Here is a 21,080-nt window from a genome sequence, read left to right on the forward strand (position 1 = left end):
CGGACGATAACGCCGCGAGAGGATCAGGCCAGGGCACTCGGTAGCGGTTCCGCGTGGATGATCTGGAGACGGCTGACCGCTCGCGTGAGGACGACGTACAGCCGGTGCAGACCGCGAGGCTCGGCGGCGACAATGTGGGCGGGCTCGGCGACCACGACCGCGTCGAACTCCAGGCCCTTGGCCAGCGTGGCAGGCACGCACACGAGGCGCACGGTGTCGATCTCGTCCTCGGTCTCGCCGATCAGCGCCACCTCGAGTCCGGCCGCCGCGATCGCGTCCCGCAGGGCCACGACCTGGTCGTCCGCCGCGATCAGCGCCACCGAACCTTCGCCCTCGAGCGCCGCCCGGCACTCGGCCACCACCTGGTCGGCGAACGTGGACGCGTCGGCCGGGATGATGCTCAGCGCGTCGGCGACCGTCCGGACGCCGGTCGGGGTGCCGAGCGTCGGCGCGATCTCGGGCAGCAGCTTCGCCGCGAAGCGGATGATCTGCTCCGGCACCCGGAACCCGCGGTCGAGCTCAGCCACGAGGCCATCACCCTTGTCGAGATGACCGAGCACGAGATCCCACGATCCGGCGGCCCACGGTGTCGTCGCCTGTGCAAGATCACCGAGCACCGTGGCCGATCCGGTGCGGCAACGCCGGCCGAGCGCCCGCAGCTGCATCGCCGACAGGTCCTGCGCCTCGTCCAGCACGAGATGCCCGAGCGATCCGGTACGTCGCTCGATCAGGTCCTCGAGCTCGTCGAGCAGGACCGTGTCCGCGAACGACCACTTCGCCGACTTCCACGAACGCGGCGCCTTCGGCCACAACAACGCCGTACGCTCGTCGTCCGTGAAGTCCGGGGCCGCAGCGGCCAGGAAGTCCGCGTCCGAGAAGAGCCGGTGCAGGACCTGCTCGGGCGCGACCCGCGGCCAGACCGAGTCGAGAACGTCCTTCACCGGCTTCGAGCGCGCGACCGCGTTCTGCACGCGGTCGTCCGGCGACTCCGCGCGCTCCTCCATCCGGACCAGTACGACGTGCGCGATCCGCTGCGCGAGCGCGTTCCGGCCGGGCGCGTACCGGGTCGACTCGCGCAGGTCCGACACGATGTCGACAACCTCGTAGTCGTGCACCCGATAACGCCGGGATCCCTTGCTGTAAAGGACTCCCTCGGACGGCGTACCGACGTACGACCACAACGCCCGGCGCAGTACGTCGGCCATCCGCGCGTCGCCCTTCAACCGCTCGGCCTCCGTCGCGTCGGTGGCGGCGGTGGGGCGTGTGAGCAGCTCGTCGATCGTGATCTGCCGTACGTCGACCTCGCCCAACGCGGGCAGGACCTTGCGGATGTACGACAGAAACGACCGGTTCGGGCCGACGATCACGACACCGCCGCGCCCGAGGCGTTCGCGTTCGGTGTAGAGCAGGTACGCGACACGGTGCAGACCGACCGCGGTCTTGCCGGTGCCGGGCGCACCCTGCACGCACACGCTCGGGTGCAGCGGCGCGCGGACGAGGTCGTCCTGCTCGGGCTGGATCGTGGCCACGATGTCGCGCATCGGGCCGGTGCGCGGCCGTTCGATCTCGGACCGCAGGAACTTGTCCGCCTGGTCCGACTCGATGCCGCCGGTCAGCGGCTCGTCCTCGAACCCGGTCAGATCGGCGTGATCGGAGAACCCGTAGCGCCGGCGCATCAGCACCCGGCGCCGATCGCTCGGGGTCGCGCGGTAGAACGGCACCGACACCGGCGCGCGCCAGTCGATCACCAGCGGTACGCCGGAACCGTCGTGGACATGCCGGCGGCCGATGTAGATCTGGTCCAGGTCCTCGATCGTGCCGTGCTCGTAGTCGAGCCGGCCGAAGAACAGCGGTACGTCGGGCAGGTCGAGGAGCGCGTGCGTGCGCATCTCCTTGGCCCGCTGGTTGGCCTCGTTGGTGAAGCGTTCGTCGTTGTCCTCGCCGCCGATGATCGGGACGTCGCGGTCCACGACCTCGGCGAACATCCGGCGGAGAGCAGCTTGGGCAGTGGTCAGGAAGGCGCGTTCGGCCTCGAGTTCGACCATCGGTGAGAGCCTCGAATCGTGAGCTGGGTCCCGCCCCGGAGCAGATCCATCCGGTTCGATTCGATCCCGAAAAGACAGACCGGCGACGTTACCACCGAGCTCGGCGGGCAGCCACCGATTTACTGCAGCCAGTCGGGCGTGTCGGCAGGGCCGTAACCGACGGCGCGGACGTCGGCCGGATCGGGGGTTGCTCGATCCGGGCCGACGCCCGCGGTCGTTCTGGCCTGTCGTTGGTTCTACATGCCGGTTCTCAACTTGTGGTTACCTGCGAGTGTCAGCCGTCGTTCTCGGCGGCCGGGATCACCGCACCCGGAACGTTCTGCGGCGCGACGATCTGAGCCTCACCGGGGTACGGCGTGGACCAGCTGTGCGACTCGTACCAGTTGTAGTGGTTCATCTGGGACGGGTTCGCGAAGTCGGCGCGAGCCTTCGGGCCGGTGGTCCGCTGCTGGTCCTTCCACGCCGACCACTGCGCCGCCATCGACTCCATGCCGGCCGGGACGGTCACCGCGGGCGCCGCCGCGACGGTCGGGTTCTGCGCCGCCGGCACGTCCAGACCGCAGGACGGCGGGGTCTTCAGGCCGTCGGTCAGCGCGACCCGGTTCGGGAGCGCCGTGAACGGCGTGTAGTTCGGCTTGCTGGTGAACGCGCCGAACATCGGGGTGGCCGCGGTGTCCTTCTGGTTCATCGGCTTCATCCCGAGGATCTGCTCGATCGTCCGGATCATCGTGATCTGCGTGTAGTAGTGGCTGTCGACCGCACCGTGCTGCGCGTACGGGCTGATGATCTGGATCGGCGCCCGGTGGCCGTCGATGTGGTCGAGACCCGCCTGCGAGTCGTCCTCGACGACGAAGATCGCCGAGTCCTTCCAGTACTTGCTGTGCGTGATCTGGTCGACGATCCGGCCGGTGGCCAGGTCGTTGTCGGCAACCTGCGCCGGACCGTTGGCCGGACCACCGGTGTGGTCGTTGGACAGCCAGAACATGTTCAGGTTCGCCGGACCGTTCTTCAGGAAGTCCTTGCGCCAGATCTCGGTCTTGTAGATGTCCGGGACGCTGGTGTCGAACTGCGGGAATCCCTGGACCGACACGTTGTTCAGGGACGGGATCGCCGACCCGATCTTGATCGGGTACTTGGTGTCCGCCCCGGTCGCGATGATGTTCTTCGTGTCGCAGTAGTAGTTCTGCCAGGTGCCGTCGGCCGGCTTCTGCTCGATCGACAGGAACTCGCCGAAGTTCTTCACCGACTTGCCGGTCGCCTGCACACCGGTCCAGAGGAAGCCGCTCTTCTGGTGGCCGAGGGCATCGTTCTCGGTGTCGTAGCTGCGCAGGTACTCACCGGCCGAGGACTCGGTGTACTCCGGGTTGTCGGCCTGCATCAGCCAGTTGTGGCCCTCGGCGGAGTTCGTGCCGACGTCGTAGGTGTTGTCGTACAGCCCGAACTGCTTGGCCAGCGCGTGCTGGTTCGGCGTGACGTTCTCGCCGTACTGCGTCAGCGCCGGGTTGCCGTTCCCCGCCGGGATGTCGCCGTACACCTGGTCGTAGGTCCGGTTCTCCTTGACGATCAGGAAGACGTGCTTGATCGTCGACGGGTCGCCGAGCTTCGCCGGGACGGGCACCGGGTTGCGGTGCGCGTTGTCGGTGGCAACCTGTGCCGAGCCGTTCGTCCAGCCGTTCTGGTCGAAGACGGTCTTGGTGTACTTCTTGATCGCCTGGTCGTCCGGCAACTGGAACTTGGTCAGGCTCGACGTGGTGTCGTGCGTGCCGTGTCCCGCGGCCGTGGTGGTACGACGGGCATCGACACCACGAGTGTTCGACACCACGATGTCCTTGCCCACCTGCGCGAGCTCCGCCGGGAAGTAGTCGGTCGGCAGCAGACCCACGTAGCTGACCGGCTCCAGCGGGTTCTTGTACTTGTAGACCGCGATGGCGTTCGCGCGGCCGAGCGACACCAGCAGGTGACCGTCGTCAGTCAGCGTGGCGCCGTCGGGCTCGTAGCCGACCGAGGCCTCCGGCCACGGCTGGGTCGCGATGGTCTGGGTGACCTTGTCCCACTGGGTGTTGATCACTGAGACCGTGTTGCTCGCGGTGTTCGTGACGAACACCGCGCCGTTCTTCGCGTACAGCGCCGTCGGGTGCAGACCGACCGGGATGCCGGCCACCGCGGCGCCCGGGTTCTTCAGGTCGATCACGCTGACCGTACCGGTCGTGGTGATCGCGTTCTGGTTCGCGACGACGTCGGTGCCGTACGAATTGATCGTGGTGTCGCCGGCCTTGGCGGTCCGGCCACCCTCGTTGCTCACGTACAGCTTGTCACCGACCTTGACCAGGTCGCGCGGCGCGTTGCCGGTCGCCCAGCTCTGCTTGATCGCACCGGTCGCCGTGTCGATCGCGATGACCTTGTTCTGGCCGTTCACCGCGGAGTACACGGTGGAACCGTCGGCCGAGAACACGGCCTCCGCGGCCAGCGAGTGCTTCGCGCCGTCGGCCGGAATCGCCACGAACGTCGGGTTCGCGAGCGAGCCGTCCGAATTCACGGTGAACTTCCGGTAGCCGTCGGTCTGCCCGAGCCAGACCTGCGAGCCGTCCGGCGAGTACGACGGACCCTCCTGGCCGACGTCGTTACCGGGGATCTTCAGATCCGCCGCGGCGTTGTTGCCGACGTACTGCTGGACCTTCCAGCTCTTCAGGTCGATGATCGCCAGCGCCATCCCGCCGTCGGCCACCGAGGCGGCCAGGTGGCTGCCGTCCGGGCTGACCGAGGACGACATGATCTTGCCCTTCTGCAGCAGAAGGCGGTCGCCGAGCGGCTTGATGTACTGGTCGGACGAGACCACCTGACCCTTGTCGGTGACCTGCCCGACCTGGTCGTTACCGAACCCGGTCGTCGAGGCGACCGCGGTCCCGGCCAGGGCCACAGCGACGGCGGTAGCGCCTGCCGTGACCAGTGGTACTCGGCGCCGGAGAGGACTTTGCGAGCCCGCTCCGTCAAGCTGCGCCGTGTCACGCCTACGTCGGCGTGTTACCTGCATGGGAGTTGTCCCTTCGGGTTGGGGCTTCAATTGACAGGTAGCAGTTCGACAGTGCCGTCGAACTGCCACAGGGGGTTCGGTTCGTCCCCGGACGGAGTGCGGACCAGGAAGAAGCCGTTCACTTCTTTCGGTCCGTCCCCGTCGGCGACGTACCGACCGAGTGGGTTGATGTCGAGCTGGTAGATCGCCGAGCCGGCCGCTTCCACGCCGGGCAGGTGCCAGCTGACGACGCAGCGCCAGTCGTTGCCAGGCCCGCGCGCGGCGACCTGGTCGCCGCCCTTCGTGCACTCGGCCGCACTCTGCAGCTGTTGCTCGGTGACGTCGGCCCGGTTCAGCTGCTTGGTCTGCAGCTTGTACAGGTGCGCGAACTCGACCGCGACCGCCCGCTGCACCTTGGCCTGATCGATCCCCGATCCGAAGCCGGCCACCGGAGCGATGGCCGCGGTGCTCACGCCGAGCAGTACGACGAGGGGCAGCAGGCCGGCCGTCAACGCGAGCCGACCGGAACCGTCGTGGGTCGGGTTCGTGAAGTCACGACGTACGAAGATGAAGTACGCGAGACCGGTCGCGACAATCGCCCAGACCAGACTGACGATCACTCCGATCAGCAGCGGGCCGAGCTGCGCCGGACTGGTGAAGAGGCCGTTCCAGCTGATGAACGCGTAGCCGGGAAGCGCGAGACGGAAGGCGACCGGAACCGGAAGCTGCTGCACGATCTGCATCGCGAGCGCGACGATTGCCGGGAGCAACAGGCCCATCGGCGATCGGCCGAGCGCGACCGAACCGAGCAGGCCGATCGCGGCGAGCGCGAGAGTCGGCGCGAGGGCGCACAGCCAAGCGAGAAGGACAGTTCCGGCCGCGCTGCCCGGTGAGAGCAGGTGACCGTCGAGGCCGATCAGTTGGCGGTTGCCGACGACCAGCAGGCCGCTGAGCGTGCTCGACACGACCAGGCCGATCACCAGTACCAGGATCACGGTCAGGCTGGACAGTGTCTTGGAGAGGAAGATCCGGCGCGGCGACCGGACCGCGACCAGCAGATGCCGCCAGGTGCCGAGGCGGTCCTCGGAGGCGAACACGTCACCGGCGATCAACGAGGTCAGGAGCGGCAGCGCCCACGAGCCGGAGAAGCCAAGCAGGACAAGCGGACCGGCCCATCCGGTGGCGTGCATCCAGCGACCGAACAGCGTGTCGACCGGAAGCGATGCCTGCTGGCTCACGACGGCGACGAACAGCGCGGGCGCCAGCCAGCACGCGACGATCAGAACGCGGACCCGCCACTGCGACAGCAGCTTGACGAGTTCGAAGCGGTACCCGCGGATGATCGGTACCGGACGGGCGACTTCACGGGTCTCGGGGGCAGCCACGGTGGCCGTCATCAGTTGGTCTCCTGCTGCTCGGTGAGGGCGATGAAGGCGGCCTCGAGTGGCGACACCACCGGCGCGAGTTCCCGCACGGCGATGTCGTCGCGCACCAGCGCCTTCACGAACTCGTCCAGCGCCGGCACCGACGCCGAGATCACCAGCAACTCGACACCTTCCTGTACGGCGTTCTCATCGCGCAGCCGGATGCCCTTGGTCTCGCGGGCCAATCGACGCGCTGCCGCCGGGTTGGAGGTGACGACGCGGTAGTCGAGTTCGCTGTCCTCCGAGGCCAGCTTGCTGATCGGGCCGGAGAACGCGACGCGTCCGGCGGACAGGATCGTCACCTCGGAGCAGAGCGCCTCCACGTCGTCCATCCGGTGGCTCGACAGCATCACCGCAGTACCGGCCGCGGCCAGCCGGGTGAGGACGCCGTACACGTGCTTCTTGCCGGCCGGGTCGAGGCCGTTGGACGGCTCGTCGAGGATCAGCAGCCGGGGTTTGGTGAGCAGCGCGGCGGCGAGGCCGAGGCGCTGGCGCATGCCGAGCGAGAAGCCGCGGACCCGGTCGTCGGCCACGTCGGTCAGGCCGACCTGGTCGATCGCGTCGTCAAGATCCATCGTGCCGTCGCCGCGCAACTGGGCCAGGGCGGCCAGGTTCTGCTTCGCGGTCATCGAGGGGTAGAGGCCGGGGCCGTCGACGAAGCCGGCGACACCTTCGGGTACCGCGAGGGCGCGACCGACCGGCGTACCGAGGATCTCCAGGGAGCCTTGGTCGGGTACGGCGAGGCCGAGCAGCAGACCGAGGAGCGTGGTCTTACCTGCTCCGTTCGGTCCCACCAGGCCGTGGATCTGGCCGGGTGCGACGTCGAGGTCGACGCTGTCGAGTGCGACGACCTCGCCGAAGTACTTGATGATGCCGCGGGCACGGACAGAGGGCGGTGCGTCCATGGTTAATACATTAGAAAGCAATGTACGGTCACGTGAAGACCGAAGGTTAACTATTGGCGAACTGGGGTGGACTCCTTTTCGCTGACCTCTCAGTGACCTCTCAGTTGTGTCACGGTTCAGCGGTAGGCGCGGGCCTGGAGCTCGAAGAGTTCGGCGTACCGACCGCCGGCCTCGAGCAGGTCCTCGTGGGTGCCGACCTCTTCGACCCGACCGCGGTGCATGACGACGATCAGGTCCGCCATCCGCACGGTCGAGAACCGGTGCGACACCAGGACGGTGATCCCGCCGGTCTCGGACGCGGCGATCTTCGCGGCCGACGCGTACTGCTCGTAGAGCCGGTGCTCGGCCTCCGGGTCGAGGGCCGCCGTCGGCTCGTCGAGCAGCAACAGCAACGGCCGCTCGCGCATGAACGCGCGGGCCAGTGCGAGCCGCTGCCACTGCCCGCCGGACAGCTCGACCCCGTCGGTGAACTTCTTGCCCAGTTGGGAATCCAGCCCACGCGGCAGCCCGGCGATCACCGACTCGGCATCGCCGCGCCCGACCGCGGTCCGTACGGCCTCCTCGTCACCGGCCCGCTCGATGTCGCCGATCCCGACGACCTCGCGCGCGGTGAACTCGAACTTGACGAAGTCCTGGAACCCGGCCGACAACTGCGACCGCCAGGCGTCCGGCTGGATCGTCGCGAGGTCCGTGCCGTCGACGAGGATCTGGCCGGTCGTTGGGTCGTACATCCGGGCGAGCAGCTTGACCAGCGTCGTCTTGCCCGCGCCGTTCTCCCCCACCAACGCGACCGCCGATCCGGCCGGAACGCTCAGGTTCAGGTCGCTCAGGACCGCGGAATCCGAACCAGGATAGGAGAATCCGACGTTCCGCAACTCGATCCCGGTGCTGATCCGATCCGGTGCCGACGTCACGCTGGTCCGCCACGAGTTCTGCTTCGCGTACTCGCGCAGCCAGTCGTACCGCCCGAAGCTGCGCACGACCTCACCGACCCAGTACACGTTCTGCGCGATACCGCCGGTCATCTGATCCACCTGCGGCGCCAGCAGCAGCACGAGTACGACGTCTCCCGCGGACGCTTGCCCGTTCCGCGCCCGCGCGACGACCCAGACGATCGCCGCGGCGTACGCGAGACCGAACACGAGCCGCACCGAGCCGTCCACCTTCCCGCCCCAGCGCGCGGCCTCGACCCGGCGATCGAACCGCTGGGTCTGCAACGTGAAGATCCTGTCCAGCAAGATCTTTCCGAGCCCGAACACGCGCAGCTCGAGGCCGGTCCGCGGGTCCTTCGCCATCTCGATCAGCTTGTCGACGAGCCGCTCCTGCGGCATCGAGTCCTCCCACGCCTTGCTCTGCCGCGTGCTGCTCAGGTACGCCGACCAGATCCGCGCACCGCCCAGCAACGGCAGCAGGAGCAGCACCGGATGCACCGACCCGAGCAGCGTGAGGACGGTGATGGTGTTGGTCACCGTGCCGAACGCCCACAGCAGCACCTCGGCGCCGACGCCCATCCGCCACGCCTTCTCGCGCACCAGCTCGAGCCGGTCGGCGACGTCAGGTCGCTCGTGGTGCGACAACCCGGGGATCCCGGTCGTCACGTCCAGCAGGTCCGCGTGGACGCGGCCGGCCATCTTCTCCTGCGCGGTGTCCTGCAGCGGCCACCCGAGTCCGTCGGCGAGGAATGACACCGCCAGGCCGCCGATGATGATGGCGATACCCAGCGCGATCGTGCTCGACCGGTCCGAGGCGATCCCGTCGACGAGCCGGCTCACGCCGTACGTCTGGGTCGGCGCCGTCACCGCGCGCGCCGCGGCGAGCACAGTCGAGATCGCCATCAGACCGGGCGCGGCCCGGAAGGACGTGGACAACCACAGCGAGAGGATCCGCAGGCTACGCATCGACTGCCTCCGGTCCCGTCACGTACCGCTCGGCCTGGAGCCGGAACATCCCGGCGTACTCGCCGTCCTGCGCCAGCAGCTCCTCGTGCGTGCCGTCCTCGACGATCCGGCCGTCGGACAGCACACAGATCCGATCCGCATTGCGCACCACCGAGAATCGGTGCGAGATGATCAACGACGCCACCCCGGACGTCAGCTCCAGGTAGCGCTCGACCAGCTCCGCCTCGGCCCGTACGTCGAGCGCCGCGGCAGGCTCGTCCAGCACCAGAACACCTGCTCCCGCGTGCACCGCGAACAACGCCCGAGCCAGCGCGACCCGCTGCCACTCCCCACCGGACAGGTCGACGCCGCCGTCGAACGTCTTGTCCAGCACGGTGTCCCAACCCTTCGGCAGGCGCCGCACCACCTCGTCGATCCCCGACTCGCGCGCGACCCTGGCCAGCGTGAGCTCGTCACCCGCGCGCTCGACCGCGCCGAACACGACGTTGTCCGTCACCGACAACGGGAACCGCAGGAAGTCCTGCACGATCGCCGCCACCCGCCGCTGCCATGCGGCCAGGTCCAGCTCCGCGAGATCGACACCGTCGACAAGGATCCGCCCGCTCGTCGGCTTGTACGCGCCACCGAGCAGCTTCACCAGCGTGGACTTGCCGGCACCGTTGACGCCGACCAGCGCAAGCGCCTCGTGCGCCCGGATCGTGAGGTCGAGGTCGCGCAGGACGGCGAGGTCGGAGCCCGGGTAGTGGAAGCTCACCTTCTCGAACCGGATCTCGCGGGCCGGCATCGTCGCGATCCGGTGCTTCCCGGACAGAGTGGTCACGACCGGCTCCGGGTGCCGCTCGGCGATCGTCCCCGGGAGGTCCCGCATCGCGCGGTACGCCGAGAGTCCGCGCCGCACCTGCGCCACGCCGTACCCGTTGTTCGCCTGACCGATCGCGAGGATCGCCGGCAGCGTGGTCGCGACCTGCGTCAGCGGCAGCGTGCCGTTGTACGCGGCGCGGCCGACGGCGAGGATCGCGACGCCGTTGGCGATCAGGTGGACGCCGCCGATCAGCAACGACCACTTCGCGTTCTGCCGGCGGCGTGCCCAGACGGGGCGGTAGCCGCCCGTCCATTCGCGGACATACCGCTCCACGAGCCAGTTGTGCAGACCGAAGACGCGCAACTCCTTCGGCGCGTCGCGCATGCCCAGGTTGAAGAGGTAGCTAGCCCGGCGCTGCTCCTCGGTGTTGCCCCACCAGACGTCGACCTCACGCTCGATCCGGCGTCCGGCGTACCACTCCAGGAGCAGCGTGACCGCGACGAGCATCGCCGCCACCCACCAGGCGAACATCGCGCCGACGATCACCGCGGAGCCGACCAGCGTCACCCGGCTCGCGATCAGCCACGGCAACTGTCCCAGTCCCTGCGCGAGGTGGAAGCCGCCCTTGCCTGTCGCGCGCTCCTGGACGTCCAGTACTTCGGAGTCCTCCAGGTGCTCGATCCTGCGCGGTGTGAGGAGCGGCTCGGTGATGCCGGTGCCGATCGCGCGGACCAGGCCGGCGTCCATCACCAATGACGCGACCTGCTGCACCGCCGGCCTCAGGCTGTCGATGACGAAGACCGCGAGCAGCCAGCCGAGCAGCCAGCCGAACTCGCCGATCGGCATCGCGCCCGGGCCGCCGTCGATCACCCCTGGAACCGCTCCGACGACCCGGCCGGTCAGCAACGTGACCGCCATCCCCAGCAACGAGCCGAGGACGGCCACACCCATCGTCAGAAGCGTGCCTCCAGGAGCAACCCGCACTCCGTACCGCAGCAGTATCAGCACTCGACCGACCGTAGTCGCGACCACCGACAAAACGCACCCGAGTTTCCGGCCGTGACCGCAAAACCCAAATCAAAACAGGGCTCAGCCGACGATCGGCTCCGCGTGCGCTTCGGCGTAGCCGGCCGCGGCCAGGCGGTCGAGGGTGCGCTGCAGGACGGCTGTGTCCTCGAGGGTGCGGACCTCGGTGATCTTGCCCCACTTGATCGTCAGGAACTGGTGGACGACGTTCTCGTACGTCGACCCGTCGACGACGTTCACGTGCACGGTGACCGCGGTCGCGACGTGCGTGTTCCACGGCCAGCCGGCAACCACCACGTCCTGGACCTCGAACTGGGTTCCCGGAAGCAGCCGGAAGCATCGCTCCCACCAGCGCCGTAACGCCTCGTGCGTACGCCGCTCGCCGCCGAGCGCGTGATCTCCGTAGAACCGGTACGTGAACGACGGCGCCATCCCGGCCACCATCGCCTCCCAGTTGCCCGCACTGATCTGCGCGAACGCGTTCCGCACCTGCCGCGCGACGATTCCGTGGTAAATGCCCATACCGGCAGCGTAGGCTTGGTGAGTTCAATGCTGCAACTGACTAGACCTGGTCCGATGCCGGAAAGAAGGAGGGAGATGATGCGGCCATGCGGAACACCAGCTTCGCCTCGATGCACTGCTCGCTCGCCCAGTCCCTGGAGCTGATCGGCGACTGGTGGACACCCTTGGTGCTGCGCGATCTCTACCTGGGCCTGAACCGCTTCGACCAGTTCGTCGCGGACCTCGGGATCTCGCGCAACCTGCTCACCGACCGGCTCGCGACGCTCGTCGACGGCGGGTTGGTACGACGTACGCCGTACCAGCAGAACCCGGTGCGCTACAGCTACGAGCTGACCGACGCGGGGCAGGAGCTCGTGCCGATCCTGATGGCCCTGACTGCGTGGGGCGACCGCTGGGCGACTCCTCCGGCGGGCCAACCGATCCGGTTCACCCACACGACCTGCGGCAAGGTCACGACCCCGACGGTCTGCTGCTCGGAGTGCGGAGAGGCGTTGCAGATGGACGATGTCGCGCCGTCCCCCGGTCCGGGCGGCCGAACAGCACCCGGTACGGCGTTGATCGCGAGTGTTTTAGGACTCGAGCCGAAGGCGTAGCAGCTCGGCGAGCGGCATCGACTCGCCGTCGCGGGCGCCCTGCCCGACGACGAGCGGCGGGTCGGACGGGACCACGTGGACGCCGGCGACACGGGACTTGAGGCTGGCGGGTACGCCGAGGATGTAGAAGTTCCCGTCGACGTCCACGGCGAGCGAGCGGTTGCGGCGCAGGTACCACCCGATGAGATCGGTACGGTAGCTGGCGTTCGAGCCGATCACCTGAGCACGCAACTGCTCAGGCTCGACGCCACGCTCTTTCAACGTCGCGATGAAGCCGGCCAGCAACTCCCGCGCCTGAGCGCTCTCGGATGCCTTCTTACGTTCCAGGGCGGCGGCATGCTCGACCGCCGCCTGCCGTCGCTCCTCCCGCCAGCTCGTCACCCCCTCAGCCTAAGGTCAGTCGACACACAGGCAGAACGGGTGTCCAGCGGGGTCCAGGAAGACGCGGAACGACGTACCGGGCTGGTGGTCGGGTTTGGTCGCGCCGATGGCCAGTACCTCCGGCTCCGCCTCGTCGAGATCCCGCACCATGACATCGAGGTGCAGCTGTTGTGGCACGTCCTGGGTCGGCCAGGTCGGCGCCTTGTAGTTCTCCACCTGCTGGAAGCAGATGCAGTTGCTCCCGTCCTCCGGGCGGACCTCCGCCCATCCTTCACGCGACTCGACCTTCCAGCCGAGCAGTTCGCCGTAGAACTGCCCGAGCCGGGCGGCGTCCGGACAGTCCATGACGAAGCTTGGGTACATTGCGATAGCCATGGCTCGCACCCTAGTAGCCATTGCGGACGGTTTGCGTCCGGTTAGCCGGCCGAGTTTCCGGCTGAGTTGCCGACGAGTGTCTGCCAGGCCCGATCGAGTCCTGCGGCGAGGCAGCCCGCCACCACCGTCTCGGTGCCGAGCACACTCGCCTTCACCTCTGGCATCACCGGGGCGAGCTGACGCAGTTGTTTGGTGACGGCTTCGAGGAAGCCCGGCGCCTGCCCGATACCGCCGCCCAGCACGACCAGATCCGGATCGACCACCGTGATCACCGTGCAGACCGCCTTCGCCACGAGCAACGCCTCCTCGGCGACGACCGCGGCTGCGAGCGCATCGCCCCGGACCGCAGCAGCGAACACCTTCTCTGCAGTCGACGCCCCACGGACACCGGCCCGCCGCGCCGCCCGTACGACGGCAGCCGCCGACGCCGACGCATCGAACCCGCCACGCTTCCGCGCGTCCCGCGGGTCACTGCCGCTGCCCTCCGTGAACGGCAAGTACCCGATCTCTCCCGCCACACCGTGCGACCCGTGCCGCAGCTTGCCGTCGAGCACCAGGCCCATCCCGATACCGGTACCGACCGAGACGAACGCGAAGCTGTCCACATCCCGGCCATGACCATGCGCCCGCTCCGCGATGGCCGCCGCATCCACATCGTTCTCGATCATCAGCGACGGACCGAAGCGCTCACGCAGCGCGGTCAGTGTCGCCGGCGAATCCCAGCCGGACAGTCGGCCGGTCAAAGTCAGCGCGTCGAGCCGGGGATCGTAGACACCGGGACTGCCGAGCACGGTCTGCGTGAGTTGCGTGACCTCGATACCGGCGTCGGCGGCGAGGGCCGCGGTCAGATCCACGAGCTCCTGGATGCGCGCCAGAGCGTCACCCGCCTTGGTCCGCACGCTCAACCGCGAGCGCACCGTCCCCGCGAGATCCGCGATCCCACCGCGCAAGTACTCACGCCCGACGTCGAGCCCGAGCACGAACCCCGCTTCAGGCCGTACCTCGTACAGACTGGCCGCCGGCCCGGGTACGCCGGTGCGCTGGCCGGTCACGTGCACTAGACCGGTCCGCTCCAGTGAGCTCAGCGCCGCGGACACTGTCGGCTTCGACAGGCCGGTGAGCCCGGCGAGCTCGGTACGGGAGATCGGCCCGGACCGTCGGATGTGGTCGAGCAGCACCTGCTCGTTGATCTCACGGATCAGCTGCGGGCGCGCAGCCGAGGCGCCTCCGGCAACGACGGTCACGTTTACCCCCTCGCTCGCTAACAACTCGGACAACTCGGCCAACAAGTTCTGGCAATCCCTTGTGGTGCCGATGATAGTTAAGTTAGTTTCCTATCGATTCTATTGGTCGGCGCGAGGAGGTGCCACCCCGTGGTTTCGACACCGGCCGTTCTGGGGCTGGACTTCGGCGGCACGAAGATCGCCCTCGCGGTCGGGGACCTGTCCGGTCGCCGCCTGGGCGCGACGACCATCGAGAGCCGGGACGGCGCCGGTGCCGCGGAAGCGATGACCCGCGGCCTGACCGCAGCGCGCGAACTCCTCGCGGAGGTCGCGCCCGATCATGACCTCGCCGGTGTCGGCGCGGCGACACTCGGCATCCCGTACGACGACCGCGTGGAACTGGCTCCTACCTTTCCCGGCTGGGGCGAACTCCCCTTCGGGCGCTTGATCCGCGACGCGTTTCCCGGCGTACCGGTGCGGCTGGCGACCGATGTCAAGGCGGCCGCGGCGGCCGAGCTGCGCTGGGGTGCACTGACCGGTTGCGACCCGGGGCTCTACGTCAATCTCGGCACCGGTCTCGCGATCGCGATCGTTGCCGGCGGCACCGTGATCACCGGCGCGCACGGCGCGTCCGGCGAGATCGGCTACAACCTGCGCTCCTCCGCCGACGTGTACGTCGCCGGCGACCAGCGCACGATCCTGGAACACGTCGTCAGCGGCCAGGCGCTCGAGACCACCGGGACCGCCCGGCTCGGGCGACCGGTCACGGCCGCCGACGTCTTCACGATGGCGCGGACCCACCCGGACGCCGCCGTCCTCACCGACGAGTTCGTCCGGGAACTGGCCACGCACCTGGCCAACCTGGCCATCGCCGTCGATCCGTCCCGGATCGTCGTCGGCGGCGGGCTGGTCCGGTCCTGGGACCAGCTCGAACCCGGCCTGCGTCGCGCCCTCGACGCAGCCGTCCCGTTTCCGCCGGAACTGTCGGTGGCACGGTTTCCCACGGACGCACCGCTGATCGGGGCGCTCGCCCTCGGCGTCGAGGCCGCAGGAGTCGACCTCGGCACCGAAGCATTCGCATGAGCAGGATTTCCAGTAGCGAAAGGCAGAGACGATGAGGGGCATCACACGCATCGCCGTCGCCGGCCTGGCGGTCGGCGCACTGACCGCCGGATGCGGCGGTGGGGACAAGCCGATCGGGGCGGCGTCGTCCAACCCGACGTCGTCGACGAGCAGCGGCGGTGGCAGTACGGGAGAGCACAAGCAGGGCGGCACGGTCACGATCGCCAACGTCGGCGGGCAGACCTGGCCGTGCCAGTTCAACCCGTTCAACCCGGCCGTCAACCAGCAGGCACTCGGCTTCGTCTACGAGCCGCTGACGTTCGTGAACGTACTGAAGGCCGGCGCCACCACGCCGATGCTGGCCACCGGTTTCAGCTGGTCGCCGGCCAAGGACTCGATCGTCTTCACGATCCGCGACGGCGTGAAGTGGAGCGACGGGCAGCCGTTCAGCGCCGACGACGTCGTCTACACCTTCAACCGGATGAAGGAGCAGCCCGCCCTCGATCTGTACTCGCTGTGGACCGGCGCCGGCCTGACCAGCGTGACGGCCGCCGGCAACAAGGTCACGCTGAAGTTCAAGGCCGCGGCCGAGCCGTACTTCTTCAACTTCGCGAACCAGGTCGGCATCGTGCCCAAGCACATCTGGTCCACGGGTGAGGCCGCGTCGAAGCCGGCCACCTGGGCGAACCCGAAGCCGGTCGGCACCGGGGCGTTCACGGTCGAGTCCTGCACCTCCAACAACATCTCGTACGTTGCTAACAGCAACTACTGGCAGCCGGGCAAGCCGTACGTGCAGAAGGTCCAGTACCCGGCGTACCTGGACAACAACCCGGCCAACCTCGACCTCGCCAGCGGCAAAGCGCAGTGGGGCGGGCAGTACATCCCGAACATCGACAACTTCTACAAGAACAAGTCGCCGGAAAACAACTACTGGTTCCCGCCGACCGCGAACGTCGCCCTGGTCCCGAACAACGACCCGTCCCGTCCGGCGACCAGCAAGCTCGAGGTCCGGCAGGCGATCGCGTACGCGCTCGACCGGGAGCAGATCTCCAAGATCGGTGAGAGCGGGTACCAGCCGGCCGCGAACCAGACCGGTGTCGTCACCCCGACGTTCGACAAGTACTTCGACAAGGACGCGCTGACCGCGGCGGGGTATGACAAGCCGAACCCGGACAAGGCGAAGCAGCTCCTGCAGACCGCCGGGTACTCGGAGTCGAACCCGCTGAAGCTGAACGTCATCACGGTCACCGGGTACACCGACTGGGACGCGTCGCTGGCGGTCGTGAAGCAGCAGCTCGCGAAGGTCGGGATCGAGTTGACGATCCAGGACCTGCAGCAGCAGTCGTACAACCAGAAGCTGTACACCGGTGACTACGACCTCGCGTACTCCAGCCTGTCCGGTGGACCGACGCCGTACTACGAGTTGCGGCAGCTGCTCTACTCGAAGAACTCCGCGCCGATCGGCAAGCAGGCGAACAGTAACTACTCGCGGTACATGAAGCCCGAGGTGGACAAGCTGTTCGACCAGTACGCCGCGGCGGACCCGGACACGCAGGTCAAGCTGATCAAGCAGATCTCGTCGTACATGATCAAGGACGTGCCGCTGATCCCGACCACCGAGTCGGTCGACTGGTACCAGTACAACACCAAGGACCTGCAGGGCTGGCCGACGCAGGACGACCCGTACGCGCAGCCCGCGCCGTACAACATCCCTGATGTCGGTCAGGTGCTGACCAACCTGTACTCGAAGTCCGCCCAAAAGTAAGGGACTGCGTAGCGTGAGCACGAGGAGTTGGTGGGAGTGCGGTACCTGATACGACGCCTCGGGTTCTTCGTGCTCACGCTGTGGGCGGCGATGACGCTGAACTTCTTCATCCCGCGGATGATGCCGGGCAGCCCCGAGGAAGCACTGCGGCAACGGCTGAGCAAGGGCGGCGCGGTGGTGACGCCCGAGCAGTTGCGCACCGTGCTGGCCGAGTTCGGCTTCGATCCGGACAAGAACATCCTGCTGCAGTACGGCGAGTACCTGAGGTCGATGGTCACCGGGCACTGGGGTGTGTCGATCGGCAGCAGTCTCGGCGTACCGGTGACGACGCTGATCGGTGACGCGTTGCCGTGGACGCTCGGGCTGGTCGGCATCTCGACCGTGCTCGCGTTCCTCCTCGGCACGCTCATCGGTACGGTGTCTGGCTGGCGGCGCGGCGGTCTGATCGACGGGATCGTGCCGCCGGTGTTCATCGTCACCTCGGCGCTGCCGTACTTCTGGGTGGCGCTGCTGCTGATCTCGTTCTTTGCGATCGGCAACAATCCGGTGCTGCCCAACGACTTCAACTACGACCAGAGCCTGACCCCCGGGTTCACCGGTGAGTTCGTCTGGAGCGTGATCAAGCACGGCATCCTGCCGGCCGCCACGATCCTGATCACGGCGGTCGGCGGCTGGATCCTGACGATGCGGAACAACATGGTCACCACGCTCGCCGAGGACTACGTCCGGATGGCACGTGCGAAGGGCATCCCGAACCGCAAGATCATGTTCGGGTACGCCGGCCGCAACGCATTCCTGCCCAACCTGTCCGGGTTCGCGATGTCGCTCGGTTTCGTGATCTCCGGAACGATCCTGGTCGAGTACGTCTTCAACTACCCGGGACTCGGCTACATGTTCTACAACGCCACGGTGAGTACCGACTATCCGTTGCTGCAGGCCCTGTTCCTGCTGGTGACGCTGGCGGTCCTGATCTGTGTCCTGCTCTGCGACTTCGCGGTGTTCCTGCTCGACCCGCGCGCCCGGACGAAGGGGTAATGACGATGAGTGCAATTGTTGCCGGCACCGCTGCCCCGGCGCCGACCGTTACCCGACGGCCGCGGGGTGGTCTGTTCCGGGCGATCCTGCGGAACCGCAAGGCCATGGTGGGGGCGGCGCTGCTGATCCTGTTCATCCTGCTCGCAGTGTTCCCACAACTGTTCACGCCCGGGTTTCACGGCGATCCACGCGCGATCGGCGACACGCCACTGGCGAAACCGTCCGGCGCGCACTGGCTCGGTACGACCGGCCTCGGACAGGACGTGTACGCCGAGCTGATCTACAGCACCCGGGAGTCGCTGGTGATCGCGGTCGTCGCCGGTCTCGGTGCGACGATCCTGTCGGTGATCATCGGCGTCTCGGCGGCGTACCTCGGCGGGTTCGCGGACGACGGGCTGTCGATGCTGACCGACATCTTCCTGGTGCTCCCGACGTTCCCGCTGATCATCGTGCTGGCGACGTACGCCGGTAAGGGCAACCTGACCGTGATCATCATCGTGCTGATCCTGACCGGGTGGTCGTACGGGGCCAGACAGATGCGGGCGCAGGCGTTGTCGCTGCGGAACCGGGACTTCCTGGAGTCGGCGCGGGTGCGCGGCGAGCGATCGTCGTACATCATCGTCGTCGAGGTGCTGCCGACGATGATCTCGCTGATCGTCGCGAACTTCCTCGGCGCGGCGCTGTACTCCGTGCTCACCGCCGCCGGCCTGCAGTTCCTCGGGCTCGGCGATCCCAACTCACTCAGCTGGGGCACGATGCTCTACTGGGCGCAGAACCAGGGCGCCCTGGTGAACGGCCTGCCCGCGTGGGCGCTCTCACCGGGGCTCGCGGTCGCGCTGCTCGGTGTGTCGTTCGCCCTGCTCAACTACGCGTTCGACGAGATCAGCAACCCCGCGCTGCGGCCGGTTCGGAGGCGACGTGCCAAGTCTTGACAGCGGGCCACTTCTCGAAGTCCGGGATCTGACCGTCGAGTACGACACCGGGGACCGCCCGGTCGTCGCGGTCGACCACGTCGATCTCGACGTACACGCCGGTGAGTTCGTCGGCGTCGTCGGCGAGTCCGGCTGCGGCAAGTCGACGCTGCTGTTCGCGATCGCGCAACTGCTTAGCTCGCCGGCCGCCATCACCGGTGGGAGCGTGACGTTCCAGGGCCAGAACCTGGTGACGATGAGCGAGAAGAAGCTGTCCGCGTTGCGGTGGCGCGACTTCTCGGTCGTGATGCAGAGCGCGATGAACGCGCTCAACCCGGTGAAGAGCATCGGCGCGCAGTTCCGGGACACGATCATGGCGCACGACGAGCCGGTCGCCGACGGGCGGCCGGCCGAGGTACTGCGGCTGGTCGGGATCGACCCGATCCATCTGAACAGCTACCCGCACCAGCTCAGCGGCGGCATGCGGCAGCGGGCGATGATCGCGATGGCGCTGCTGTTCACGCCTGACCTGATCATCATGGACGAGCCGACGTCCGCTCTCGACGTGGTCGCGCAACGGTCGCTGATGGTGCAGATCAAGGAACTGCAGAGGCAGCTCGGGTTCGCGGTCATCTTCGTCACGCACGACATGTCACTGGTGAGTCATTTCTCGGACAAGCTGGTGGTGATGTACGCCGGGCAGGTCGTCGAGTTCGGCGACACGCGCGCGGTGTTCGATCATCCGGAGCATCCGTACAGCGCCGGGCTGCTGGACGCGTTCCCGTCGATCCGCGGCCCAAAGGTGCCGTTGACGGGCATCCCGGGCAGTCCGCCGAACCTGGCCGATCCGCCACCCGGCTGCCGGTTCCAGCCGCGCTGCCCGAAGGCGTTCGAGGACTGCCCGAAGATCGAGCCGGAGCTCTACCAGGTGGGCGCAGTGCAGGCGCGCTGCCTGTTGCACGCCCCTGATCTCGTGCGGGAGGAGGCTCGATGACCGCGGTGGACGTCGTACCCGGTGAGACCGATTCCGCCGGCGCACCGTTGCTCGAGGCAAAGGAACTGACCCGGCACTTCCGGGTCGGGCGGGGCTTCTCACGGCAGATGCTGCACGCGGTCGACGAGGTCAACTTCTCGATCGGGCGGCAGGAGATCGTCGCGCTGGCCGGTGAGAGCGGGAGCGGCAAGAGTACGATCGCGCGGCTGCTGGCAGGGGTCTACAAGCCGACGAGCGGCGAGATCTTCTACCAGGGGCGGGCGATGTCGACGTACCGCTCCCGGAAGGACCAGTTGTCCTACCGGGGCGACGTACCGATGGTGTTCCAGGACCCGTTCAGCTCGCTGAACCCGGCGTTCCGGGTGTCGCACGGCGTACTGCGTTCGCTGAAGCTGCACCGGCCGGAGCTGAACCGGCAGCAGCGGCTCGAGGAGGCGGAGCGGGTCATCGAGGCGGTCGGACTGTCACCGGCCGGTGACATCATGAACCGGTACCCGTACGAGCTGAGTGGTGGCCAACGGCAACGGATCGGGTTCGCGCAGGCGCTCGCACACAAACCGAAACTGATCCTCGCCGACGAGCCGGTGTCGATGCTGGACGTGTCGATCCGGATCGGGCTGCTGAACCTGATGGCGGAGCTGCGGGAGTCGCAGGGCGTCTCGTTCCTCTACATCACCCACGACATCGCTTCGGCCCGGTACGTCGCCGACCGGTTGATGATCATGTACGCCGGACACGTCGTCGAGACCGGTCCGACCGAGTCGGTCCTGCAGAACCCGAAGCACCCGTACACGGACCTGCTCCTCGGCGCCGTGCCCGATCCACGCGCGCCGCTGAGCACCGGCATCGAAGGCGACACCGGCGAACCGCCGAAGGTCATCGACCCGACACCCGGCTGCCGTTTCCGCTGGCGCTGCCCACTCGCCGTGGACCGTTGCCACTCGGAGACACCGCTGCTCCGGGTCCTCGGACCGAACCACGAGGCCGCCTGCCACGTTGCGGAGGCCGACGCGGACTGATGCAGATCCTCGTCCCGCACCTCGGTTTCGGAACCGGCCCCGGGCGCGCCGTCGTGCTTCTCGGTGTATCCAGGGACGCCGTGTTGGCGG

General features: G+C 67.9%; 17 protein-coding genes. 7 read left to right on the forward strand and 10 right to left on the reverse strand.

Going from position 1 to position 21,080, the window contains the following annotated elements:
• Window positions 1-23: 23 nt before the first annotated feature.
• The 7 genes from ACWF0M_RS27725 to ACWF0M_RS27755 form a co-directional block, all read right to left on the reverse strand.
• A complete protein-coding gene (locus ACWF0M_RS27725; RefSeq protein WP_452238642.1) occupies window positions 24-2,045 on the reverse strand; it encodes a HelD family protein in 2,022 nt (673 codons plus the stop codon).
• Between the two features lie 274 nt (window positions 2,046-2,319).
• Window positions 2,320-4,962 (reverse strand): alkaline phosphatase family protein, encoded by a 2,643-nt coding sequence (locus ACWF0M_RS27730; protein ID WP_452238643.1) that lies wholly within the window; start codon window positions 4,960-4,962, stop codon window positions 2,320-2,322.
• A gap of 140 nt (window positions 4,963-5,102) precedes the next feature.
• Window positions 5,103-6,452: an ABC transporter permease gene (locus tag ACWF0M_RS27735; RefSeq protein ID WP_452238644.1), complete on the reverse strand. Its 1,350-nt coding sequence runs from the start codon at window positions 6,450-6,452 to the stop codon at window positions 5,103-5,105.
• On the reverse strand, window positions 6,452-7,384 hold the full coding sequence (locus tag ACWF0M_RS27740) for an ABC transporter ATP-binding protein (RefSeq protein WP_452238645.1): 933 nt from the start codon (window positions 7,382-7,384) through the stop codon (window positions 6,452-6,454). The genes ACWF0M_RS27735 and ACWF0M_RS27740 overlap by 1 nt, the downstream gene beginning before the upstream one ends.
• A gap of 116 nt (window positions 7,385-7,500) precedes the next feature.
• Window positions 7,501-9,282 carry an ABC transporter ATP-binding protein gene (locus tag ACWF0M_RS27745; protein ID WP_452238646.1) on the reverse strand — a complete coding sequence of 594 codons (1,782 nt, stop codon included), beginning with the start codon at window positions 9,280-9,282 and terminating at the stop codon, window positions 7,501-7,503.
• Window positions 9,275-11,092 (reverse strand): ABC transporter ATP-binding protein, encoded by a 1,818-nt coding sequence (locus tag ACWF0M_RS27750; protein WP_452238647.1) that lies wholly within the window; start codon window positions 11,090-11,092, stop codon window positions 9,275-9,277. Before ACWF0M_RS27750 ends, ACWF0M_RS27745 begins: the two co-directional genes overlap by 8 nt.
• Window positions 11,093-11,173: 81 nt before the next feature.
• On the reverse strand, window positions 11,174-11,632 hold the full coding sequence (locus tag ACWF0M_RS27755) for a nuclear transport factor 2 family protein (protein WP_452238648.1): 459 nt from the start codon (window positions 11,630-11,632) through the stop codon (window positions 11,174-11,176).
• An 86-nt stretch (window positions 11,633-11,718) separates the two neighbouring features.
• Here ACWF0M_RS27755 and ACWF0M_RS27760 point away from each other — a divergent pair, with 86 nt between their 5' ends.
• Window positions 11,719-12,225: a winged helix-turn-helix transcriptional regulator gene (locus ACWF0M_RS27760; protein WP_452238649.1), complete on the forward strand. Its 507-nt coding sequence runs from the start codon at window positions 11,719-11,721 to the stop codon at window positions 12,223-12,225.
• Here ACWF0M_RS27760 and ACWF0M_RS27765 read toward each other — a convergent pair.
• Genes ACWF0M_RS27765 through ACWF0M_RS27775 form a run of 3 tightly spaced genes read right to left on the reverse strand, consistent with a single transcriptional unit; the run spans window position 12,202 to window position 14,225 of the window.
• Window positions 12,202-12,606, reverse strand: coding sequence for a hypothetical protein (locus tag ACWF0M_RS27765; RefSeq protein ID WP_452238650.1), 405 nt, complete (start codon window positions 12,604-12,606; stop codon window positions 12,202-12,204). The two genes, ACWF0M_RS27760 and ACWF0M_RS27765, sit on opposite strands and share 24 nt — an antisense overlap.
• Before the next feature lie 15 nt (window positions 12,607-12,621).
• The gene (locus ACWF0M_RS27770; RefSeq protein ID WP_452238651.1) at window positions 12,622-12,981 is read right to left on the reverse strand and encodes a VOC family protein; all 360 of its coding nucleotides are present in this window, start codon (window positions 12,979-12,981) and stop codon (window positions 12,622-12,624) included.
• Between the two features lie 41 nt (window positions 12,982-13,022).
• The gene (locus tag ACWF0M_RS27775; RefSeq protein ID WP_452238652.1) at window positions 13,023-14,225 is read right to left on the reverse strand and encodes an ROK family transcriptional regulator; all 1,203 of its coding nucleotides are present in this window, start codon (window positions 14,223-14,225) and stop codon (window positions 13,023-13,025) included.
• 129 nt (window positions 14,226-14,354) lie between these two features.
• On the opposite strand from ACWF0M_RS27775, the gene ACWF0M_RS27780 reads away from it, so the two are divergent.
• From ACWF0M_RS27780 to ACWF0M_RS27805, 6 genes are read left to right on the forward strand one after another with little or no spacing between them, the layout of a single operon-like run.
• Window positions 14,355-15,287: an ROK family protein gene (locus ACWF0M_RS27780; protein WP_452238653.1), complete on the forward strand. Its 933-nt coding sequence runs from the start codon at window positions 14,355-14,357 to the stop codon at window positions 15,285-15,287.
• Window positions 15,288-15,318: 31 nt separating this feature from the next.
• Window positions 15,319-17,031, forward strand: a complete 1,713-nt coding sequence (locus tag ACWF0M_RS27785) for an ABC transporter substrate-binding protein (protein ID WP_452238654.1) — start codon at window positions 15,319-15,321, stop codon at window positions 17,029-17,031.
• Between the two features lie 36 nt (window positions 17,032-17,067).
• Window positions 17,068-18,066 carry an ABC transporter permease gene (locus ACWF0M_RS27790; protein ID WP_452238655.1) on the forward strand — a complete coding sequence of 333 codons (999 nt, stop codon included), beginning with the start codon at window positions 17,068-17,070 and terminating at the stop codon, window positions 18,064-18,066.
• Between the two features lie 5 nt (window positions 18,067-18,071).
• Window positions 18,072-18,998: an ABC transporter permease gene (locus tag ACWF0M_RS27795; RefSeq protein WP_452238656.1), complete on the forward strand. Its 927-nt coding sequence runs from the start codon at window positions 18,072-18,074 to the stop codon at window positions 18,996-18,998.
• Window positions 18,985-19,971 (forward strand): ABC transporter ATP-binding protein, encoded by a 987-nt coding sequence (locus ACWF0M_RS27800; RefSeq protein ID WP_452238657.1) that lies wholly within the window; start codon window positions 18,985-18,987, stop codon window positions 19,969-19,971. The genes ACWF0M_RS27795 and ACWF0M_RS27800 overlap by 14 nt, the downstream gene beginning before the upstream one ends.
• Entirely contained in the window at window positions 19,968-20,990 is a 1,023-nt protein-coding gene (locus ACWF0M_RS27805) for an ABC transporter ATP-binding protein (RefSeq protein ID WP_452238658.1), read from the forward strand. Before ACWF0M_RS27800 ends, ACWF0M_RS27805 begins: the two co-directional genes overlap by 4 nt.
• The last annotated feature ends 90 nt before the right edge of the window (window positions 20,991-21,080 follow it).

Source organism: Kribbella sp. NPDC055110 (assembly GCF_053607525.1).

Coding starts and splice junctions, on each gene's coding strand:
- ACWF0M_RS27740 (WP_452238645.1), bottom strand. CDS start 7,384: ATGGACGCACCGCCCTCTGTCCGTGCCCGCGGCATCATCAAGTACTTC.
- ACWF0M_RS27805 (WP_452238658.1), top strand. CDS start 19,968: ATGACCGCGGTGGACGTCGTACCCGGTGAGACCGATTCCGCCGGCGCA.
- ACWF0M_RS27745 (WP_452238646.1), bottom strand. CDS start 9,282: ATGCGTAGCCTGCGGATCCTCTCGCTGTGGTTGTCCACGTCCTTCCGG.
- ACWF0M_RS27735 (WP_452238644.1), bottom strand. CDS start 6,452: ATGACGGCCACCGTGGCTGCCCCCGAGACCCGTGAAGTCGCCCGTCCG.
- ACWF0M_RS27760 (WP_452238649.1), top strand. CDS start 11,719: ATGCGGAACACCAGCTTCGCCTCGATGCACTGCTCGCTCGCCCAGTCC.
- ACWF0M_RS27785 (WP_452238654.1), top strand. CDS start 15,319: ATGAGGGGCATCACACGCATCGCCGTCGCCGGCCTGGCGGTCGGCGCA.
- ACWF0M_RS27725 (WP_452238642.1), bottom strand. CDS start 2,045: ATGGTCGAACTCGAGGCCGAACGCGCCTTCCTGACCACTGCCCAAGCT.
- ACWF0M_RS27795 (WP_452238656.1), top strand. CDS start 18,072: ATGAGTGCAATTGTTGCCGGCACCGCTGCCCCGGCGCCGACCGTTACC.
- ACWF0M_RS27755 (WP_452238648.1), bottom strand. CDS start 11,632: ATGGGCATTTACCACGGAATCGTCGCGCGGCAGGTGCGGAACGCGTTC.
- ACWF0M_RS27770 (WP_452238651.1), bottom strand. CDS start 12,981: ATGGCTATCGCAATGTACCCAAGCTTCGTCATGGACTGTCCGGACGCC.